This window comes from Rufibacter glacialis (genome assembly GCF_008271745.1).
In the GTDB taxonomy this organism is placed as follows: domain Bacteria; phylum Bacteroidota; class Bacteroidia; order Cytophagales; family Hymenobacteraceae; genus Nibribacter; species Nibribacter glacialis.
Genome location: NZ_VKKZ01000020.1, coordinates 796,700 through 812,278, shown reverse-complemented (window position 1 = coordinate 812,278; position 15,579 = coordinate 796,700). Strand labels below are relative to the sequence as shown.

Annotated in this window: 11 protein-coding genes; 5 read left to right on the top strand and 6 right to left on the bottom strand. The window is 47.8% G+C overall.

All coding sequences use genetic code 11. The annotated features are described in order from the left end of the window. Window positions 1–21: 21 nt before the first annotated feature. The 4 genes from FOE74_RS11540 (at window position 22) to FOE74_RS11525 (ending at window position 4,581) form a co-directional block, all read left to right on the top strand. Complete coding sequence (locus FOE74_RS11540; RefSeq protein WP_149098739.1) at window positions 22–879, top strand: fumarylacetoacetate hydrolase family protein; 858 nt, start codon at window positions 22–24, stop codon at window positions 877–879. Beyond that, entirely contained in the window at window positions 866–1,699 is an 834-nt protein-coding gene (locus FOE74_RS11535; RefSeq protein WP_149098738.1) for an amidohydrolase family protein, read from the top strand. The genes FOE74_RS11540 and FOE74_RS11535 overlap by 14 nt, the downstream gene beginning before the upstream one ends. Window positions 1,700–1,710: 11 nt before the next feature. Further along, window positions 1,711–2,493 carry an L-fucose dehydrogenase gene (locus FOE74_RS11530; RefSeq protein ID WP_149098737.1) on the top strand — a complete coding sequence of 261 codons (783 nt, stop codon included), beginning with the start codon at window positions 1,711–1,713 and terminating at the stop codon, window positions 2,491–2,493. 627 nt (window positions 2,494–3,120) lie between these two features. Next, window positions 3,121–4,581 (top strand): sulfatase family protein, encoded by a 1,461-nt coding sequence (locus FOE74_RS11525; RefSeq protein ID WP_149098736.1) that lies wholly within the window; start codon window positions 3,121–3,123, stop codon window positions 4,579–4,581. Window positions 4,582–4,638: 57 nt separating this feature from the next. Here the strand turns inward: FOE74_RS11525 and FOE74_RS11520 are convergent, their stop codons facing one another. The 6 genes from FOE74_RS11520 to FOE74_RS11495 all read right to left on the bottom strand — a co-directional run bounded on the left by FOE74_RS11520 (window position 4,639) and on the right by FOE74_RS11495 (window position 10,996). After that, entirely contained in the window at window positions 4,639–5,697 is a 1,059-nt protein-coding gene (locus FOE74_RS11520) for a ComEC/Rec2 family competence protein (RefSeq protein WP_149098735.1), read from the bottom strand. 182 nt (window positions 5,698–5,879) lie between these two features. Then, window positions 5,880–6,536, bottom strand: a complete 657-nt coding sequence (locus FOE74_RS11515) for a response regulator transcription factor (RefSeq protein ID WP_225840777.1) — start codon at window positions 6,534–6,536, stop codon at window positions 5,880–5,882. 4 nt (window positions 6,537–6,540) lie between these two features. Further along, a complete protein-coding gene (locus tag FOE74_RS11510) occupies window positions 6,541–7,308 on the bottom strand; it encodes a sensor histidine kinase (RefSeq protein WP_149098734.1) in 768 nt (255 codons plus the stop codon). Between the two features lie 13 nt (window positions 7,309–7,321). Continuing rightward, window positions 7,322–7,984 carry a hypothetical protein gene (locus FOE74_RS11505; protein WP_149098733.1) on the bottom strand — a complete coding sequence of 221 codons (663 nt, stop codon included), beginning with the start codon at window positions 7,982–7,984 and terminating at the stop codon, window positions 7,322–7,324. A 1,072-nt stretch (window positions 7,985–9,056) separates the two neighbouring features. Further along, entirely contained in the window at window positions 9,057–10,499 is a 1,443-nt protein-coding gene (locus FOE74_RS11500; RefSeq protein ID WP_149098732.1) for a family 43 glycosylhydrolase, read from the bottom strand. Window positions 10,500–10,642: 143 nt separating this feature from the next. Continuing rightward, entirely contained in the window at window positions 10,643–10,996 is a 354-nt protein-coding gene (locus tag FOE74_RS11495; RefSeq protein ID WP_149098731.1) for a hypothetical protein, read from the bottom strand. A gap of 418 nt (window positions 10,997–11,414) precedes the next feature. On the opposite strand from FOE74_RS11495, the gene FOE74_RS11490 reads away from it, so the two are divergent. Continuing rightward, the gene (locus tag FOE74_RS11490) at window positions 11,415–14,669 is read left to right on the top strand and encodes a tetratricopeptide repeat protein (RefSeq protein WP_149098730.1); all 3,255 of its coding nucleotides are present in this window, start codon (window positions 11,415–11,417) and stop codon (window positions 14,667–14,669) included. The last annotated feature ends 910 nt before the right edge of the window (window positions 14,670–15,579 follow it).

Here is a 15,579-nt window from a genome sequence, read left to right as displayed (position 1 = left end):
CCTTACTAAGTACCCATACCTATGAAATTATTCAGATTTGGAGAAGAGGGGCAGGAAAAGCCCGGTGTTCTCCTGGAGAATGTGCCATATGATGTTTCGGCCTTCGGCGAAGACTACAACGAGGCTTTTTTTCAGAATAACGGGCTGGCGCGGCTGCAGGCTTACCTGCAGGAGCAAAGAGCGCAGCTGCAGGAAGTACCGGCCGGGGTAAGGCTGGGATCTGCCATTGCGCGGCCTTCCAAGATTGTGTGCATTGGCCTGAACTACGCAGACCATGCCCGCGAAACCAACGCCAAAGTACCCGAGGAACCCATCCTTTTCTTTAAAGCCACCACCGCCCTTTGCGGCCCCAATGATGCCGTCGTGATTCCCAAAGGATCAGAGAAACTGGATTGGGAAGTAGAGTTGGGCGTAGTGATAGGAAAGAAAGCCAGCTATGTCTCTGAAGAAGAGGCCCTGGACTACGTAGCAGGTTACGTGTTGCACAATGACTATAGTGAGCGCGCCTTCCAGCTGGAGCGGGGCGGCCAGTGGGTGAAAGGCAAGAGCTGCGATACCTTCGCGCCGGTGGGGCCGTTTCTGGCCACCCCAGAGGAAGTAGGCGATATTGACAACCTGCGCCTCTGGCTCACCGTGAACGGAAAAACCATGCAGGACGGCAATACTTCTAACCTTATCTTCAAGATCCCTTTTCTGGTGTCTTACCTGAGTCAGTTCATGACTTTGTTACCCGGAGACCTCATCACCACGGGTACGCCCGCCGGGGTTGGGTTGGGCATGAATCCGCCACTGTACCTCAAGGCCGGAGACGTAGTAGAGTTAGGGATTGACGGTCTGGGTTCTTCCCGGCAGGAAGTGAAAGCCTATGGCCAGAATTGACGCCCACCAGCACTTCTGGAAGTTCAACCCCGTGCGCGACAGCTGGATCACGGAAGAAATGGCCGTCATTCAACGGGATTTTTACCCGGAAGACCTGGAACCGGTGTTGCGCCAGCACGGCTTTGACGGCTGTGTGCTGGTGCAGCATTCCCAGCCCGAACACGAAAATGACTTTTTGCTGGAAACAGCCCGGAAACACGAATTTGTGAAAGCCGTGGTAGGCTGGGTTGATCTCCTGGCAGAGGAGGTAGGCGAGCGCCTGGACTACTATAGTCATTTCCCAAAGCTGAAGGGGTTCCGATACGTATTGCAGGGCCACCCAGACCCAACCATCATGCTGCGCCCCGAATTCCTGCGCGGGATTGCCCAACTGGAAAAGTACGGCTTCACCTATGACGTCCTGATTTACCCCGACCAGTTGGTCAACACGGAAAAACTGATGGCCGCTTTCCCAAACCAGCCTTTTGTTATTGACCACCTGGCCAAACCCCGGATCAAAAACGGGGAGCTGGCGGAATGGAAAAAAGGCATGCAGGCCCTGGCCCGGCATGAGAATGTGAGTTGCAAGGTGTCGGGCATGGTGACCGAGGCCGACTGGCAGAACTGGAAAAAGGAAGACATCTACCCTTACCTGGACTCCGTGGTGGAAGCCTTCGGCCCCAGCCGGCTCTTGTATGGCTCTGACTGGCCCGTCTGCCTGGTGGCAGCCTCCTATGAGCGCATGCTTTCTCTGGTGGAGGAGTATTTTTCCGGTTTCAGCCAGGAGGAGAAGGAAGCTATTTTCGGAGGAAACGCCACCGCTTTTTATCATCTGACTTAATAGAGCAACCCATGGATTTACAGCTAAAAGAAAAAGTCATCATTGTTTCAGGCGGAGCCAAAGGCATTGGGGAAGGGATTGTGAAAGCCCTGGCTGCCGAGGGGGCCTTTCCGGTGATTTTAGGCCGAAATGAGGAAGATAACCTCAAAACGGTGGCCGAGGTCCAAAAAGAAGGCGGCCTGGCTGCCCAGGTGGTGGCCGAGCTATCAGATCCGGAGCAATGTAAAAAAGCGGTGGAGGAAGTACTGCGGCAGTTTGGCCGCATAGACGGACTGGTGAACAACGCGGGGGTGAACGATGGGGTAGGGCTGGAGAAAGGTAATTACGAAGACTTTGTAGCCTCGCTCCATAAGAACGTCATCCACTATTACCTGCTGGCCCACCATGCCTTGCCTGCCCTCAAGGCCGCCAAAGGGGCCATTGTGAACATCGGGTCTAAGACTGCTGAGACAGGTCAGGGCGGCACCTCGGCCTACGCCGCGGCCAACGGTGCCCGCAACGCCCTTACCCGCGAGTGGGCCGTAGAGCTGTTGCCCTATGGAATCCGGGTGAATGCCGTGATCGTAGCCGAAGCCTGGACCCCGCTCTATGAATCCTGGATCAGCACCTTTGATGACCCGGAGACCAAGCTGAACTCCATCACCGCAAAAATCCCCCTGGAGCAGCGCATGACCACCCCCGCTGAGATTGCCGCCATGGTAGTTTTTCTGCTCTCCCCGCAGTCCAGCCATACCACGGGCCAACTCATGCATGTAGACGGCGGGTACGTCCACCTGGACCGCTCCATTGGGTAATATATTAAGTGTTGGCTCAAGTCTAATAAGGCAATTGATTTAGTTGTTTCCGGGCTTCTTTCCTCTAGATAGGCTGAAACTAGCCCTCCCTTGTAGTTGCTTAGCGGTGCTAAAGCGATGGGGCAGTTAGTTCCTGAAGTAGCCTGAACGAAGGTAGAATTGCCAGATTGTTTAGGGCGTGTTTTCTCAGAAGCAGGCCCTAAACAACCATTTTCTCCCTTGGTAGTGGGTCCCTGTTCTTCGTGATTTAGCTACTTACTCTTTCATGCTCGTTTCTGGGAAACTAGCCCAAAAAGCCAAAGAAATAGGGGAGTAGCGGCCATGGTGGTATCTCCTATTTCATTCAGTAAACAGGAAACAAGTCAGACGGTGGGCAGGAAACAACCCTACTACCTTTCTACTTTACTTTGCTTATTGGTGCTCCATTCCCCTTTAAAGCACCTGAAAATATAACCTTACTGCCTCTGCAGGAAGCCGCTTGTCCAGCAATGCCACTTTAACACATAAGTACTAAAACACATGAATCCTTTCCCCATTCCTACAGGAAGAATCTTTCCTAGTATAGCCAAATTCATTTTAGCCCTGCACCTTTTAGTACTGAGTAGCCTTTGGGCTAGCTTTCCGGCCATGGCGCAGAAAAGGCCCAACGTGGTGCTTATTTATGTGGATGACCTGGGGTACGGTGACCTGAGTTCCTACGGGGCTACCAAAATAAAGACGCCGCACCTGGACCAACTGGCCAAAGAAGGAATCCAGTTCACGAACGGCCACTCCACGTCTGCCACCTGCACCCCCTCCCGCTATGGTCTCATGACCGGCGAATACCCCTGGCGCAAGTCCGGGACGGGGGTATTGCCCGGAGATGCTGCCCTTATCATTCCGGAAGGGATTACCACGCTGCCGGCGCTTTTCCAGCGGGCGGGCTACCGGACTGGGGTGGTGGGGAAATGGCACCTGGGCCTGGGCACTGCCGTGGAGAAAGACTGGAACGCAGAGATCACCCCCGGCCCCAATGAACGCGGATTTGACTATTCGTTCCTCTTTCCGGCCACGGCAGACCGGGTGCCCACCGTGTTCATGGAGAATGGCCGCGTGCTGGGTCTGGATCCCTCTGATCCTATTCAGGTGGATTATGCGAAAAAAGTAGGCCTGGAGCCAACGGGGAAGGAGAACCCTGAACTGCTCAAGATGAAGGCCTCGCCCAACCACGGGCATGACAACACCATCGTGAACGGCATAGGCCGCATAGGGTACATGAGCGGGGGCACCAAGGCGCGCTGGACCGACGAAGAGGTGCCTTTGACGTTTCTGCAGAAAGCCAAGGACTTCATGGGCGCTGGCCGTGACCAGCCCTTCTTCCTCTTCTACAGCCTCACCGAGCCCCATGTGCCCCGCATGCCCTCTACCTTTTTCAAAGGCAAAAGCGGGCTAGGCTACCGGGGTGATGTGATCCTACAGATGGATTGGGCGGTGGGGGAGATCCGCCAAGAGCTGGAGAGGCTGGGGCTTGCCAAGAACACGCTCATTATCTTCACAAGCGACAACGGCCCCGTGCTCAATGACGGCTACGAAGACGAGGCTGTCACCAAACAAAACGGGCATCTGCCCGCCGGCCCGCTCAGGGGCGGGAAGTACAGCGCGTTTGAAGGCGGCACCCGAGTCCCATTCATCGTGGCGTGGCCGAGAAAGGTGAAGCCCGCCATCTCAGATGCGTTGGTAAGCCAGGTTGATTTGGTAGCGTCTTTCTCTGCTTTCTTGCGGCAACCCCTGGCGGCCACAGACGCGCCAGACAGTGAGAATCTGATGCCCACCTTGCTGGGTAAATCCAGCATGGGCCGCGAGGTGCTGGTGCAGCAAGGCGGTGCCCTGGCTTTGGTAAAAGGAAACTGGAAGTACATTGAACCCAACAAAGGCCCGGCGCTGAATACGCTCACCAACCTTGAAACCGGCAACGCAGAGGCTCCCCAGCTGTATGACTTGAGCACAGACCAGGGCGAGACCCAGAACCTGGCCCAGAAGCATCCCGAGAAAGTGCAGGAAATGGCGCAGTTGCTGCAGCAGTTGAAACAGAGCCGCAAAACAAGGTAAGAAGCTTTTTTAGTATTCCGGAGAAGGTCAATTCGGGTGAGTTACCAGGGGCTTTCCTTAGATAGGAAAGATAAGGCAGCCGGAAGTTTTGGTGGATCTGACGGATTTATCCACTGTGTTCCTGGCAATGCAATCCAATACATGCTGGTCCTGGTGCCGGTCGCCGGAGCTGTCGGCATACTCCGGGCGCATAAGGTCTATGAGTTCTTTGGAAATGTTGTTGTCGCTGCCGTGATGGGGAACTTTGAGCCAGTAAAGGTCTTTCAGCTCCTTTTCCCAGGCTGGGATTGCTTTGAAGGATGGAATACCTGCATCACCCGTAAAAAGGAAACGCTGATCTCCCTTGTCCAGGGCTATAATAATGCTGGCTTTGTTCGTAGCCGTCAGACTCACCCTGGAATCGTCTTTCAGCCTAAGACAGGGATCCTGGACTGGGTTTGGGTTGGTTTTTTCCTTTACCTCAACCGCCCCAGGGGTGGCTGTCAAAAAGTCACGGGTTTCTGCTACTACCAGGTCCTGTAAAGAGGTGCAGGCGGGGAAAAGCTTTTGGTAATACCCCTTTTCAGGCCCCAGGACTTTTATCTCAGGCCAACCTGGGTAGGAATCGCCATGGAATACCTGCCGAACCATTGTTGCTGGCAGAAGGCCTAAGAACGTATCTAATTGTTTTAGGGATTCTATCAGTAGAGCCGATTTGCTGGTGATCGTTTCCAGGTGGCCGGTGTAAGTTTCCCGGGCAAGTGATTCTTCCAAACGCTCCAACCCCAGGTGCTTTAACCGCGCCTTTTTATCAGAGGAGGCCAAAATCTGTCCGTCCTCAGGACCTAGCTCTGGGCTACGGTGTACCCACACTTCCTTTATCCCGAGCAGGTAGTCCTGCACCAAGGGGATTAAGCCGCCGATATGGTCACTGTCATAATGGGTGGCAACTATAATGTCTGGGGCGATTTTGTTTAGTTCCTGTAGCAGCTTTGAGAGGGCCGGTTTTACCACCTGTTCATAATGCCGCTCCTGGCCACCATCAATCACTAGGACCAGGTCTTTGCCCTCTTTGTGCAGGTGCACCAGAATAGCATCGCCATCGCCTACATCTAATAACTGTATGGTACCAGTCATGCGTTAGGTTTTTAAAGAACAGGTTAAGTTACCTTTTCTCTACATGATTGTAATAAGAAAAGGGAATAAGCTAAGTCTATAGACCCCGGCAGAAAAGTTTGATGTGCCTATTGATAGCCCTTTTGTCCTGCTCTGGGTTTTCTTGGCATTTTGGAGAAAAGACGGGTAAAACTCAGGTAGGGCTATTCCACCTTGTAAATACCGTGCTTGATGGCGTACAGCACCAGTCCCACTTTGGAGACAGCGCCCAGCTTCCGGAAAAGGCTTTCGCGGGTGGCCTCCACGGCCCGGTCAGATATATTAAGAACAGGGGCCATGGATTTGTAGGGCAGTTCCTGGCACACCAACTTTAGGAAGTCCATCTCCCGTGGGGTCAATTCCACCTCCGTCTGGTGGGTTCCCTTCAGGTCCCTTTTCAGGATTTCGCCCACGCTGCTGGCGTAGTAGCTTCCGTTAGACTCCAGGGCCTCCAGGGCCATCCGGAGCTCAGAGGGATCGGCGTTCTTCAATACGTAACCGTCTACCCCGCATTTCAACATGCGAAGGACCGTCTCATCATCTTTGCTCATGGAAAGAGCCAGGATCCTCACCTCGGGGTAATGCTCCTGGAGCCACCTGGCGGTCTCAAAGCCGTCCATCACGGGCATGCTGATGTCCAGAACCACAATGGCGGGCAGGCTCTCGGGGAGGAGTTTTCGGATAAAGTCTTTCCCGTTCTCTGCTTCCAGCCAAACGGTGTAGCCGCTGAACCCGTTGATGAGTTCCTGCAACCCTTTGCGGAAAAGCTTGTGGTCATCTACCAGGGCGACTTTAGTAGGGGTAGGGGAAAGCATCATCATTGTTTTAAGGGATTTCAATTAATACCTGGGTGCCAGCCGGGCTGCTCTGGATGGAGAGTCTGGCCCCGATCAGCGCGGCCCGGTAGTACATGTTATGGGTGCCCGTGCCTTGGGGCGAAACCTGTCCTGCCGTAGGGAAGCCTTTCCCGTCATCTCTGATCTGCAACACCATCTTATCTGGGGCAAAGCTGAGTTCTACCCAGATAAACGAGGCCTCAGCATGGCGGATGATGTTCTGGAGCGCTTCCTGCGCGATCCGGAGCAGGAGCAGCTTCTTCTCCGGCTCCAGGGCCTGTTCCTCGCCCACCAGCCTGAAAGAGGCTTCCAAGGCCCCCGTTTTCTGTAACAAGCCAAGCTGGAACTGAAGTAGGGACGACAGGCTCTGCTGCACCACGTAGTTGCTGTTGAGCCTTTTAGATAAGTCGCGCAGGTCCTCAATGGCCTGGTCCAGGAGCTCTTTGCTGCTCTCCACCTTCTGGAGGGAAGAAGCATTGCCGCCGCAATCTAACGTACTGACATGGAGCCTCACCAAAGACAGTACCTGGCCCACGTTGTCATGGATCTCTTGTGATATGGCCAGGAAAGTCTGCTCCTGAACCTCTACCTGGGCTTTGAAAATCTCTTTTTGATAGGCCTCTGACAGACCTTCCACTTCCTTCTGGTGTTCCATGCGCTTTCTGTTGTAGGCGAAGGTGATAAAGGAAATGAAGAGCCCAAGCGCCAGCATGAGGGCCGTCCCGATACAGACAATCAAATACACATCAGACATCATCGGATAGTAAGGTTCAAGGGCTTGGAGCCAAGGCGAGGTTCCCGGAGGTCTGCTTTCTGGCCAGCGCGAAGGAGATCAGGATGGTCACATTCAGGAGCAGCCCTAGTACTACGTTGATGAAATAGAGCGTGTGGCCCAGTTCATAAGACTGCTCTAAGATATGGTTCATCAATCCATCTACAAAGAAGTTCCCGAGGGAATAGAAAAGGAAGCCCGTACTGATCCAGAACATGGGTTCCTTTTCCAGGCGCTGGACCATCAGGCCTTTGAAAACGTCTGTGTAATAAAATAGGGCCCAAGCGGCCAACAACACGTTTTTCAGGGACCGGGCCAAGGAATTGTATTCATTTGATACCTGGAGACTTACCAAGATAAACATCACCGCCAGCAGGTAGGCCGGAATGGAGGCCAGGGCCGCTTGCTTTACCTTTGGCCTGTGAAAGGCAAAATAGAACACCAGCGTGTATAAGGTGTATTGGATGGGAATGAGCAGATGGTACATGTACAGGTTCCTCTTCAACTGGAACATCAGATAGGCGGCATAACCTTCCATGCCCAGGTTGAGAAGCAAGGCGAAGCCCAGCACCTTCAGGCCCGTCGCCAAACGCCCGTAGCAGGATGCCCAGAGCCCGATGCTGAGGATCAGTAAGCCAAAATAGATATAAACATCCCACATATAGGTTCAAGAGAGAGGCATAGACGTATTCCCGGTCTCTAATTTAGGAGTTATGACTTCCATTCCAGCAATCCCTTTACCCCTTCAGGGTGGTAGCTCCTGTAATGCGACAGCCTACTCACTAGGTAAGGAATAGAAAATGAAAGCATAAAATGATTATTAATAGGTGTGTAAGGGAAAGGCCCTTTTTTTTTTTAATGGCTGTATTGGAAAAGTAACAAACTGAGTATAAGCTAGCTACGTATCACGGGTGAAGCTGATAGAGGAGGATAATCAGCTTCTTTGTGCATACCAGCTTTTCTGGGAAAAGACTGGGGATGCCCGGGCAAATTCCTTTAGGGGTCTGTGAAAAATCACAGGGCGGGGTTGGGAATAGCCCAGGGCCAGGGATGGGGCAGAAGCAGGGAAACCTGGGTAGATTTGTTTTCGGTTCAACTTGAGAAGAAATGGATGGAAACGGGGAGTTGATTCCCGTTTTACCCCAACCTCAGGGAACCTTCCCCACTTAGCTCTGCCACTGGACTGGGAACGTTATTCCAGCAGCCAAGACCTGAACCCTAACAAAAGACACCGGAATCCTAGAGGAACAGGTGCGTAAAAAGAATTTATCCAATATTTAATACCTTAAACCTGGCACAAAGCCAGACCTGAAAATTGAATACCAGAAAGAAATGCCCTGGCTTCCGCCGGCTTTACCTGAAGGATTGGTGAGATGGGCGGAAGTCAGGGTTTTTTAAGAAAGCTGTTTGGTGAAACTGGGCAAATTTTCGCCACTTGGAAGGGCAGGGAGACCGGAGCTATGGCATTTTAGGGCTACTTCTTCAAAAGGGGCTTTCTTTTGGGCAAGTAAATTTTATTTTTTCAGTTACTTCCCTGCAACTTTTAAACGCCCATCTTCAAACTCACGTGTGCTGAAGAGTGCTTCAATGGGATAATTGGAAAATAGGTGAAATAGCCAGCCGTAGAAGAAGGCTAGCATTATGGATGTCAGATCCAGCATACCTACTTATACAAAGCGGGGCAAATGAGAATTCTTGCTTCTCCTCTTCTATAAGTATGTTCTGGAATAGAGTCAGACCACTAGGACACCGTCGGGTTCAAATTGTATAGGTACTGAAAGCAAGGCGCGGAACTGTTTGTAGCCAGCCTTTCCGGGATAATATGCGTGAAGTAGCATCTGAGAATTTCCATCTGGTCCCACTACTATCGAAGGATGTCCCGGAGCCCACCACTCTGAATTTGAACGCAAAAGCGGTTCGTCCATTTTTGTGAAAGGACCAACCGGTGATTCGGCAATACCTACACCTATTCCATACTGGTCAGTGGAAAAGTCATTGCCTGAATAGAAGATATAGTATTTGTCATTCCGCTTGGTTATCCATGTCCCTTCCACTAAGTGAGCTTCCCATTCCTGGTCGTTTTCGATGACCTTCTGTTTATCCCCCATAAGCTTATACCCAGCTGGTGTAAGTTGCTGGGAATAAATGGGAGTCCTTAATACTTCAAGGAGTGATTTGATTTCAATTTGAATAGAGTTTGGTTGTTGGGCCATAAACCCGGTTAACCGTTCATAAAAGGCTGAGAATTCAGAAACAACCGCTTCAATTAGTACTTGGTTAACCATGAATCGCTCCATTGGTTTGAGCGTTTGGGTCCACGGCCAAAGCGTAAGAACGAAGGAGGCAGTGACTTGATTTTCTTTGGTGAGGAAGAGATCCTTGATGAAAAGTGGGTTCCGATACAGGAAATCGAGAAGTTTACTGGGCCAAAGGTCGTTATTGTCCTCTTTCCAATAAAAATAGACCCTCTTGTCATCATCCACAAAAATGTGTGGATCAATGACATTCCCTTTTAAAAGTGGTTCTTTTCCTGAAACAAAGGGACCAGTGGGTTCGGGTGACGTAGCGATGCCGATGCATAGTTCATGGGTTTCCTTTTCACGGGCGACGAAACAGGTGACATACTCCTCCTGAATTTTATGCATTTCGGGAGCCCAGAAATCACTGATGTTCTCACCGTCAATAGCCCATTCTGGTTTTTCCCCACTTGGGAAAACAAAGGACACAAACTCCCACTCCGTAAGGTCCCTTGACCGGATAATTGGAAAAGAGTTTGGGGCATCGTTGGAGGTGGCAAGCAGGTAAAACCATGGTTTTTCCTGGCCTTCTTTTCCATCTACCCGAATAGCTGCCGGGTCTCCATATCCATATAGGATGGTGGGGGCAATATTCTTATTCAGTAGTGTGTTGAAATTGTTCTTGACAAATAGTTTTTCTTCACGACGTCTGTTCAATGGTACACGCAAATCAAAGTCTTTTGCTAAGGTGTCATAAAAATTAAGATACGCAACATGGCTTTTGTCAGCCAATAAATAGGAACTGGTTATTACCTGGTCTGTTTTTGGGTCTTTACCAGTAACTTCAATGGAGAATTCAGATGTATCCTTCTCATGATTATCTCTCAAATTGATCTTAAAGATGAAAGGTGCATCATGAGGAGAGGTTAAGATAGCCATCTTTGATAATTGAAAGGTTCATTGAAATCCAAAAGTATACTAGATAAAATACTTTGAGCATCTTCTCAGAAACAGGGTTTAAACCATTCAAATACGTGAACCCTTACAACGCTACATGAGCGCAGGAAACTCCTTTCATTGAATCAGGTAGCAGAAGGGGCACAGATTTCTTTCAGTGACTCAGCAATCTTGGCGGCATCCTCGGTTCCTCCTTTGAATATGATCGATTTACCATTGCACTCAATGGTAAACTCAGCTTTAGATCCATAGGCTCTGATAAAGTCCGCAATTCCTTTCGCTAGCTCTACCAATACCGGAGCGCCCAATATTAGGACAAGGGTAGCCCCAAAATCCATTGTGTCGGTAGCTTCTTTCTTGATATCGATTTGTAATTCTTCTATTTCGCTTTTAAGGTAGCTTCTAAGTTCCCTGGCACTTTGGGTAGCCTCGTTTGATTCTACTTTATCTATTCTGATAGTGATCTCCTTCTTTTCCATGTTCTCTGCTGTTATTAGGTTTCTTATTTAAGTGTGAATTAGTTTGGAGGTGGAAGACTGCCCAAAAGGAGTTCTCCAAAATCAACCACCCTACTCTGATTTCCTATACCTTCATCTTTGCCTTAAACTGGTTAGGGCACTTTTGTGGGTGAATTAAAAGTAATAGTCAATTCTTTTGATGAATATGGGTCACCGAGAATAACATGTCTCTACACTCTTTTTAGTTATCTAACCTCTCATCATCTGCCCAATAAATTCAAAGTCTCCCCATAAGGGATAGGGAGCTGAGACCTAATTGTTGTATCAGTTCTAAAACAATGAGATTAAAGATAAAAAATATTGTCAAAATATAAAAATTATTAAAAAAAATAGTATTTTCATAGTAAATACGTAAAGGAAAACTTTTTGACTTAATGATATGGCAACTGTTAAGACCAAGCCAACTGGTGAAACCACCCTGGTGATTTTACTTGGCGCAAGTGAGTATCCAAAAGCCATAAACTTCAATAATGGGATAAATGCCTTCATGCATGCTTCTAACAGCGTGCGCGACTATTTCATGAGTCACTTCAATGTCCCTAAGGAAAATTTTCTGGATTTTTTTGACACTCCTCTTTCCGCTTCAGATATCCACGTAGAGATGGCTCGGTTCCTTGAATCAGGCATTGATCGTCTTCGTGCATCAGGAAGCAAGGCAAAGGACTTGATCTTTTATTATATCGGTCACGGTGATTTTGTCGAAAGGGGACAGGAATATTACCTGGCTATCAAGGGAACAGAAGGAAGTAATCCCGGTCCCACTTCCATCGGGATCCGCTCACTAGCCTTTACTTTAAAAGAGTTTGCCAGTCATATTCGTAAGACGGTTATCCTTGATTGTTGCTTCTCAGGGTCTGCGGCCAAGGATTTTATGGGATTGGCAGAAAAGGCTGCCACCATACAGACTCTCGAAGTTTTCAAGGAGGTAGGTACCGGAGAAGATGTTCTGGAAGTAGTGCCTGAAAAAGGAACCGCCTTATTTTGCTCTTCTAATCATACCAAACCTGCTCTCATTGCTCCAGATGGCAGTACCACCATGTTTACAGACGGATTGATTTCTGCCTTGGTTTCTGGAAAAAGGTGTTATCCTGACTATATGTCACTGCGCACGCTAGCTGAACTCACAGAGCAATATCTTGTCGACAAGTATGGTGGAGCAGCCCCAAAACCAGAAGTGCATTCTCCTGACCAGAGGCAGGGTGATATTGCCAAAATTCCTTTTTTCCCTAACAAAGCTTCTTACGGAAAGAAAACCTTAGATGAGAGGTCCCCAATTATAAGAATACACTCTGGTGAAGTTCCTATCCCTGTCAATAAATTTTTTGGCCGGCATGAGGAGAAAGCCTTAATTAAGGAATTTTTCCGCCCATATGGCAGTAAGATAGTTACCTTGACAGGCTGTAATGGAATAGGCAAAACACGGTTAGCTATTGAAATAGCGAAAGAATTGGCCGATGTAGACGTTCGTTTTATTCCCTTAGCCTCTGTACTTAACCCTAAACAAGTTCCCACGGAAATTGCCCCCACAGTTGAATTCCCTGAGGTCAAATCTCCTCGTCACCTGATTAATTTTTTGAAAAAGAAAAGCTTTTTATTGGTGCTCGATAATTTTGAGAATTTACTGGATGCAAATGATTTTATTCAAGAGTTGCAGGCAAATTGTGAGAATTTAAAACTGCTTATTACCAGCCAATGCAAACTTGGTATTGAACAGGAGAACGTAATTAAGTTATTCCCTTTAAATTTTCCTAAGCCAGCCGACCTGACTTTGCCTCCAGAGGACCTGATTGCTAATTTCTGTTCTATCAGTCTCTTTGTGGAACGTGCCCAAGAATTCAATTCCTCCTTTGAATTAACAGAAGCCAATTCTAGGGAGGTCGCGGAGATTTGCATGCGAACAAAGGGCCTCCCTTTAGCCATAGAAACCATATCAAGCCATATAGATAAGGTAGAACCTAAAGTTGTCTTGAAAAGAATAAAAAGCAGTGGCTTCTTGAATAACAGTAACACCTATCTAAATATCATTGAACTGTATAAGACAATCCAAGAAACAAACAGTTGGAATTATTCTTTTTTGAAGGACGAGGAAAGACAAGTCTTCCGGTTTCTATCGGTTTTTGAAGGAGGTTTTACGCCTATTATGGCAAAGTGCTTTTTTAAGAAAATCAAGCAGAGCAATTTCAATAGCACAAATAAGTCTAAAATTAACGACCTGTCTGATGAAGATATTGACAATGCCATAGAATCTTTAGTGGGCAAAAGGCTTTTGAAAAAAGGAACCCAGATTCAGTTTGACGGGCAATTCAGGTATAGTATGCTGGAGACTATCAGGTCCTACGCCCTTGAACGCTTGAAAATAAATGGTGAGATGTACTTCATCAAAGAGATCCACTCCCGCCTTTTTTTTGATTTTGCCGCAGAGGCAGAAACAAAGCTTACCAGTGCGGAAAGAGGTCCGGGTAGGTGGCTGGATAAACTGAATCTGGAGTATGAGAATTTCAGAGCAGTTCTAGAATGGTGTTTGGAAAATGCAGACATGTGTCAACTAGGTTTAGGGTTAGCCGGAAACCTTTTCTGGTTCTGGAACCTGAGAGGTCACTTAAGTGAAGGGCGCAAGTGGCTAGAAGCCTTGTTAGATCAGACAACCGGTTCTGATTCTTCCGTTTCACGTGCCAAGGCTTTATACGGTGCTGGTGGGTTGGCATTTCTCCAAAGTGATTATACCATGGCACTTTCCAAACTCAATGAAAGCATTGAAATATGGGGGAAATATGAAAAAGACTTCAATGCAGAGGCAAAGGTGAAAGATGATGCCAGGCGTGGGCTGGGATACTGCAAGATAATAGTAGGGGTTATCCTGTTAAACCAAGGAAATTATAAAGACGCGAAATGGGTGCTGAAAGAAAGTCTACGGCTATTTGAAGAGTTGCTAGATGAATGGGGGAAAGCCCTTTCTCTGAATGATTTAGGTAGGGTTTTGACGGCAGAAAAAGATTATGAAAAAGCAGAAGTCTTTTATAATCAAAGTTATGATATCTGGGAAAAATTCGGTGACAGGTGGGGCTTACCCTTGACGCTTAATTGCTTGGGAGTTCTTTCCTACAAAAAACAAGAGTTTACAGAAGCCATAGACTTCCTTAATAGAGCTTTAGACTTACAAAGACCAACCGATAAATGGGGCAAAGCCTTAAACTATAAAGAGTTGGGCGCCGCTTTTTACCATCTGGCTAATTCCAAATCAAAAGGCAATTATCAAAATGCTAAAAATGATTACATCAAATCTATACAGTATTTTGACTTAAGCCTGGTAAAACACCAGGAATTAGGAAGGAGGCAGTTAGTAGCTGAATGTTTGGAGGGTTTAGCCAATATTGCTTTTTCCCTAAAAGAGCCCAGAGAAAGTGTGATTTTATTCGGTGCCTCCATGCAATTACGTGAGGCGGCCAAAGCTACTTTACCGGAGCTGGAGTATGAGGAAGATCTTAAAACTTTGAAACTTCTTGAGTCCACCCTTGGCCATCAAGCTTATCAAAAATCTTGGGAAAAGGGATACCAATCAGCGACAGAGAGCATAGTGGAACAAGCCCATAGGGATGCGTTGAGGTGGATAGATGAACTTCAGCAATCTTATTAAAATCTAGAATTTTTATATAAATGGGTCTTCCTTAGGTAAAAAGGAAATGAACGGTTTTTCTAGATACCAAATGATTTAAGTTTCTACCACCAATTGTTTAGTATATTAAAATAAGGCAAGGTCTCTACTTGTATTAAGGTAATAAATCGCGCTTGGGTGAAAAAGAGTTCTATAGTAAGGCATAGCCCCTAAGTTCAGGATAGAGGAGATCTTTTAGCGCTCTTCTTCTTGCAAAATTCATCTTGATTGGCATCCTAGATAAAGACCTTAGATAGTAGATAATAGTAGATATAAGAAATGCTCCCTATTATTTCTTTTTATTAAGATTCTCAACCTTCATGAAGGGGTATCTGAAAGCTTGACAGGCAGAATACCTCCCTATGCACTTTTCCTCCTGATAGCAAGTGAAAAGCTTTCCCCTCTACCTTCTCCATTCTTTGGATCCCAATTCCTGTTAGGGTATGGTTAGCTATCATCCTTTACCGACCTTTTTAGCAAGTGGACTCCTTAAGGTAGAGGGGTAAGGTTTACCGGCAATTTCAATTCCGATTCCCTTAGTTCCTATGGTAGAAAGGAGTACAAAGAGGGCCCTGTTTAATCAGAAGCGGGTTTTTTTAAAGGTATTTTGTTTAAATCTTCGGATTTATACCCATTAGTAAGTATTGATTTACGCTCTTCATCGCCTTAATTTAATATAGTCACCTCCGGCTTAAAAGACGGTTTTCATATTACTACCCCCCCCAAGATTCCCCGAGGATTGCTGTCAATAACACGACACGTTTGGCTAGGCGATTCGGCTGATACAGGTTCATGTGTACTTATCTTAGCTACATGACCCTGTTAGGTAGAAAATAGGATACTATATCTTCTCCATCCGCATATTCCTTAAAGGTTATGTCACTCCCGAGAA

What these genes read in the sequence shown, in the direction of transcription:
- FOE74_RS11525 (WP_149098736.1), top strand. Translation starts at nt 3,121, where the DNA reads ATGGCGCAGAAAAGGCCCAACGTGGTGCTTATTTATGTGGATGACCTG.
- FOE74_RS11505 (WP_149098733.1), bottom strand. Translation starts at nt 7,984, where the DNA reads ATGTGGGATGTTTATATCTATTTTGGCTTACTGATCCTCAGCATCGGG.
- FOE74_RS11500 (WP_149098732.1), bottom strand. Translation starts at nt 10,499, where the DNA reads ATGGCTATCTTAACCTCTCCTCATGATGCACCTTTCATCTTTAAGATC.
- FOE74_RS11530 (WP_149098737.1), top strand. Translation starts at nt 1,711, where the DNA reads ATGGATTTACAGCTAAAAGAAAAAGTCATCATTGTTTCAGGCGGAGCC.
- FOE74_RS11495 (WP_149098731.1), bottom strand. Translation starts at nt 10,996, where the DNA reads ATGGAAAAGAAGGAGATCACTATCAGAATAGATAAAGTAGAATCAAAC.
- FOE74_RS11490 (WP_149098730.1), top strand. Translation starts at nt 11,415, where the DNA reads ATGGCAACTGTTAAGACCAAGCCAACTGGTGAAACCACCCTGGTGATT.
- FOE74_RS11520 (WP_149098735.1), bottom strand. Translation starts at nt 5,697, where the DNA reads ATGACTGGTACCATACAGTTATTAGATGTAGGCGATGGCGATGCTATT.
- FOE74_RS11540 (WP_149098739.1), top strand. Translation starts at nt 22, where the DNA reads ATGAAATTATTCAGATTTGGAGAAGAGGGGCAGGAAAAGCCCGGTGTT.
- FOE74_RS11515 (WP_225840777.1), bottom strand. Translation starts at nt 6,536, where the DNA reads ATGATGATGCTTTCCCCTACCCCTACTAAAGTCGCCCTGGTAGATGAC.
- FOE74_RS11535 (WP_149098738.1), top strand. Translation starts at nt 866, where the DNA reads ATGGCCAGAATTGACGCCCACCAGCACTTCTGGAAGTTCAACCCCGTG.
- FOE74_RS11510 (WP_149098734.1), bottom strand. Translation starts at nt 7,308, where the DNA reads ATGATGTCTGATGTGTATTTGATTGTCTGTATCGGGACGGCCCTCATG.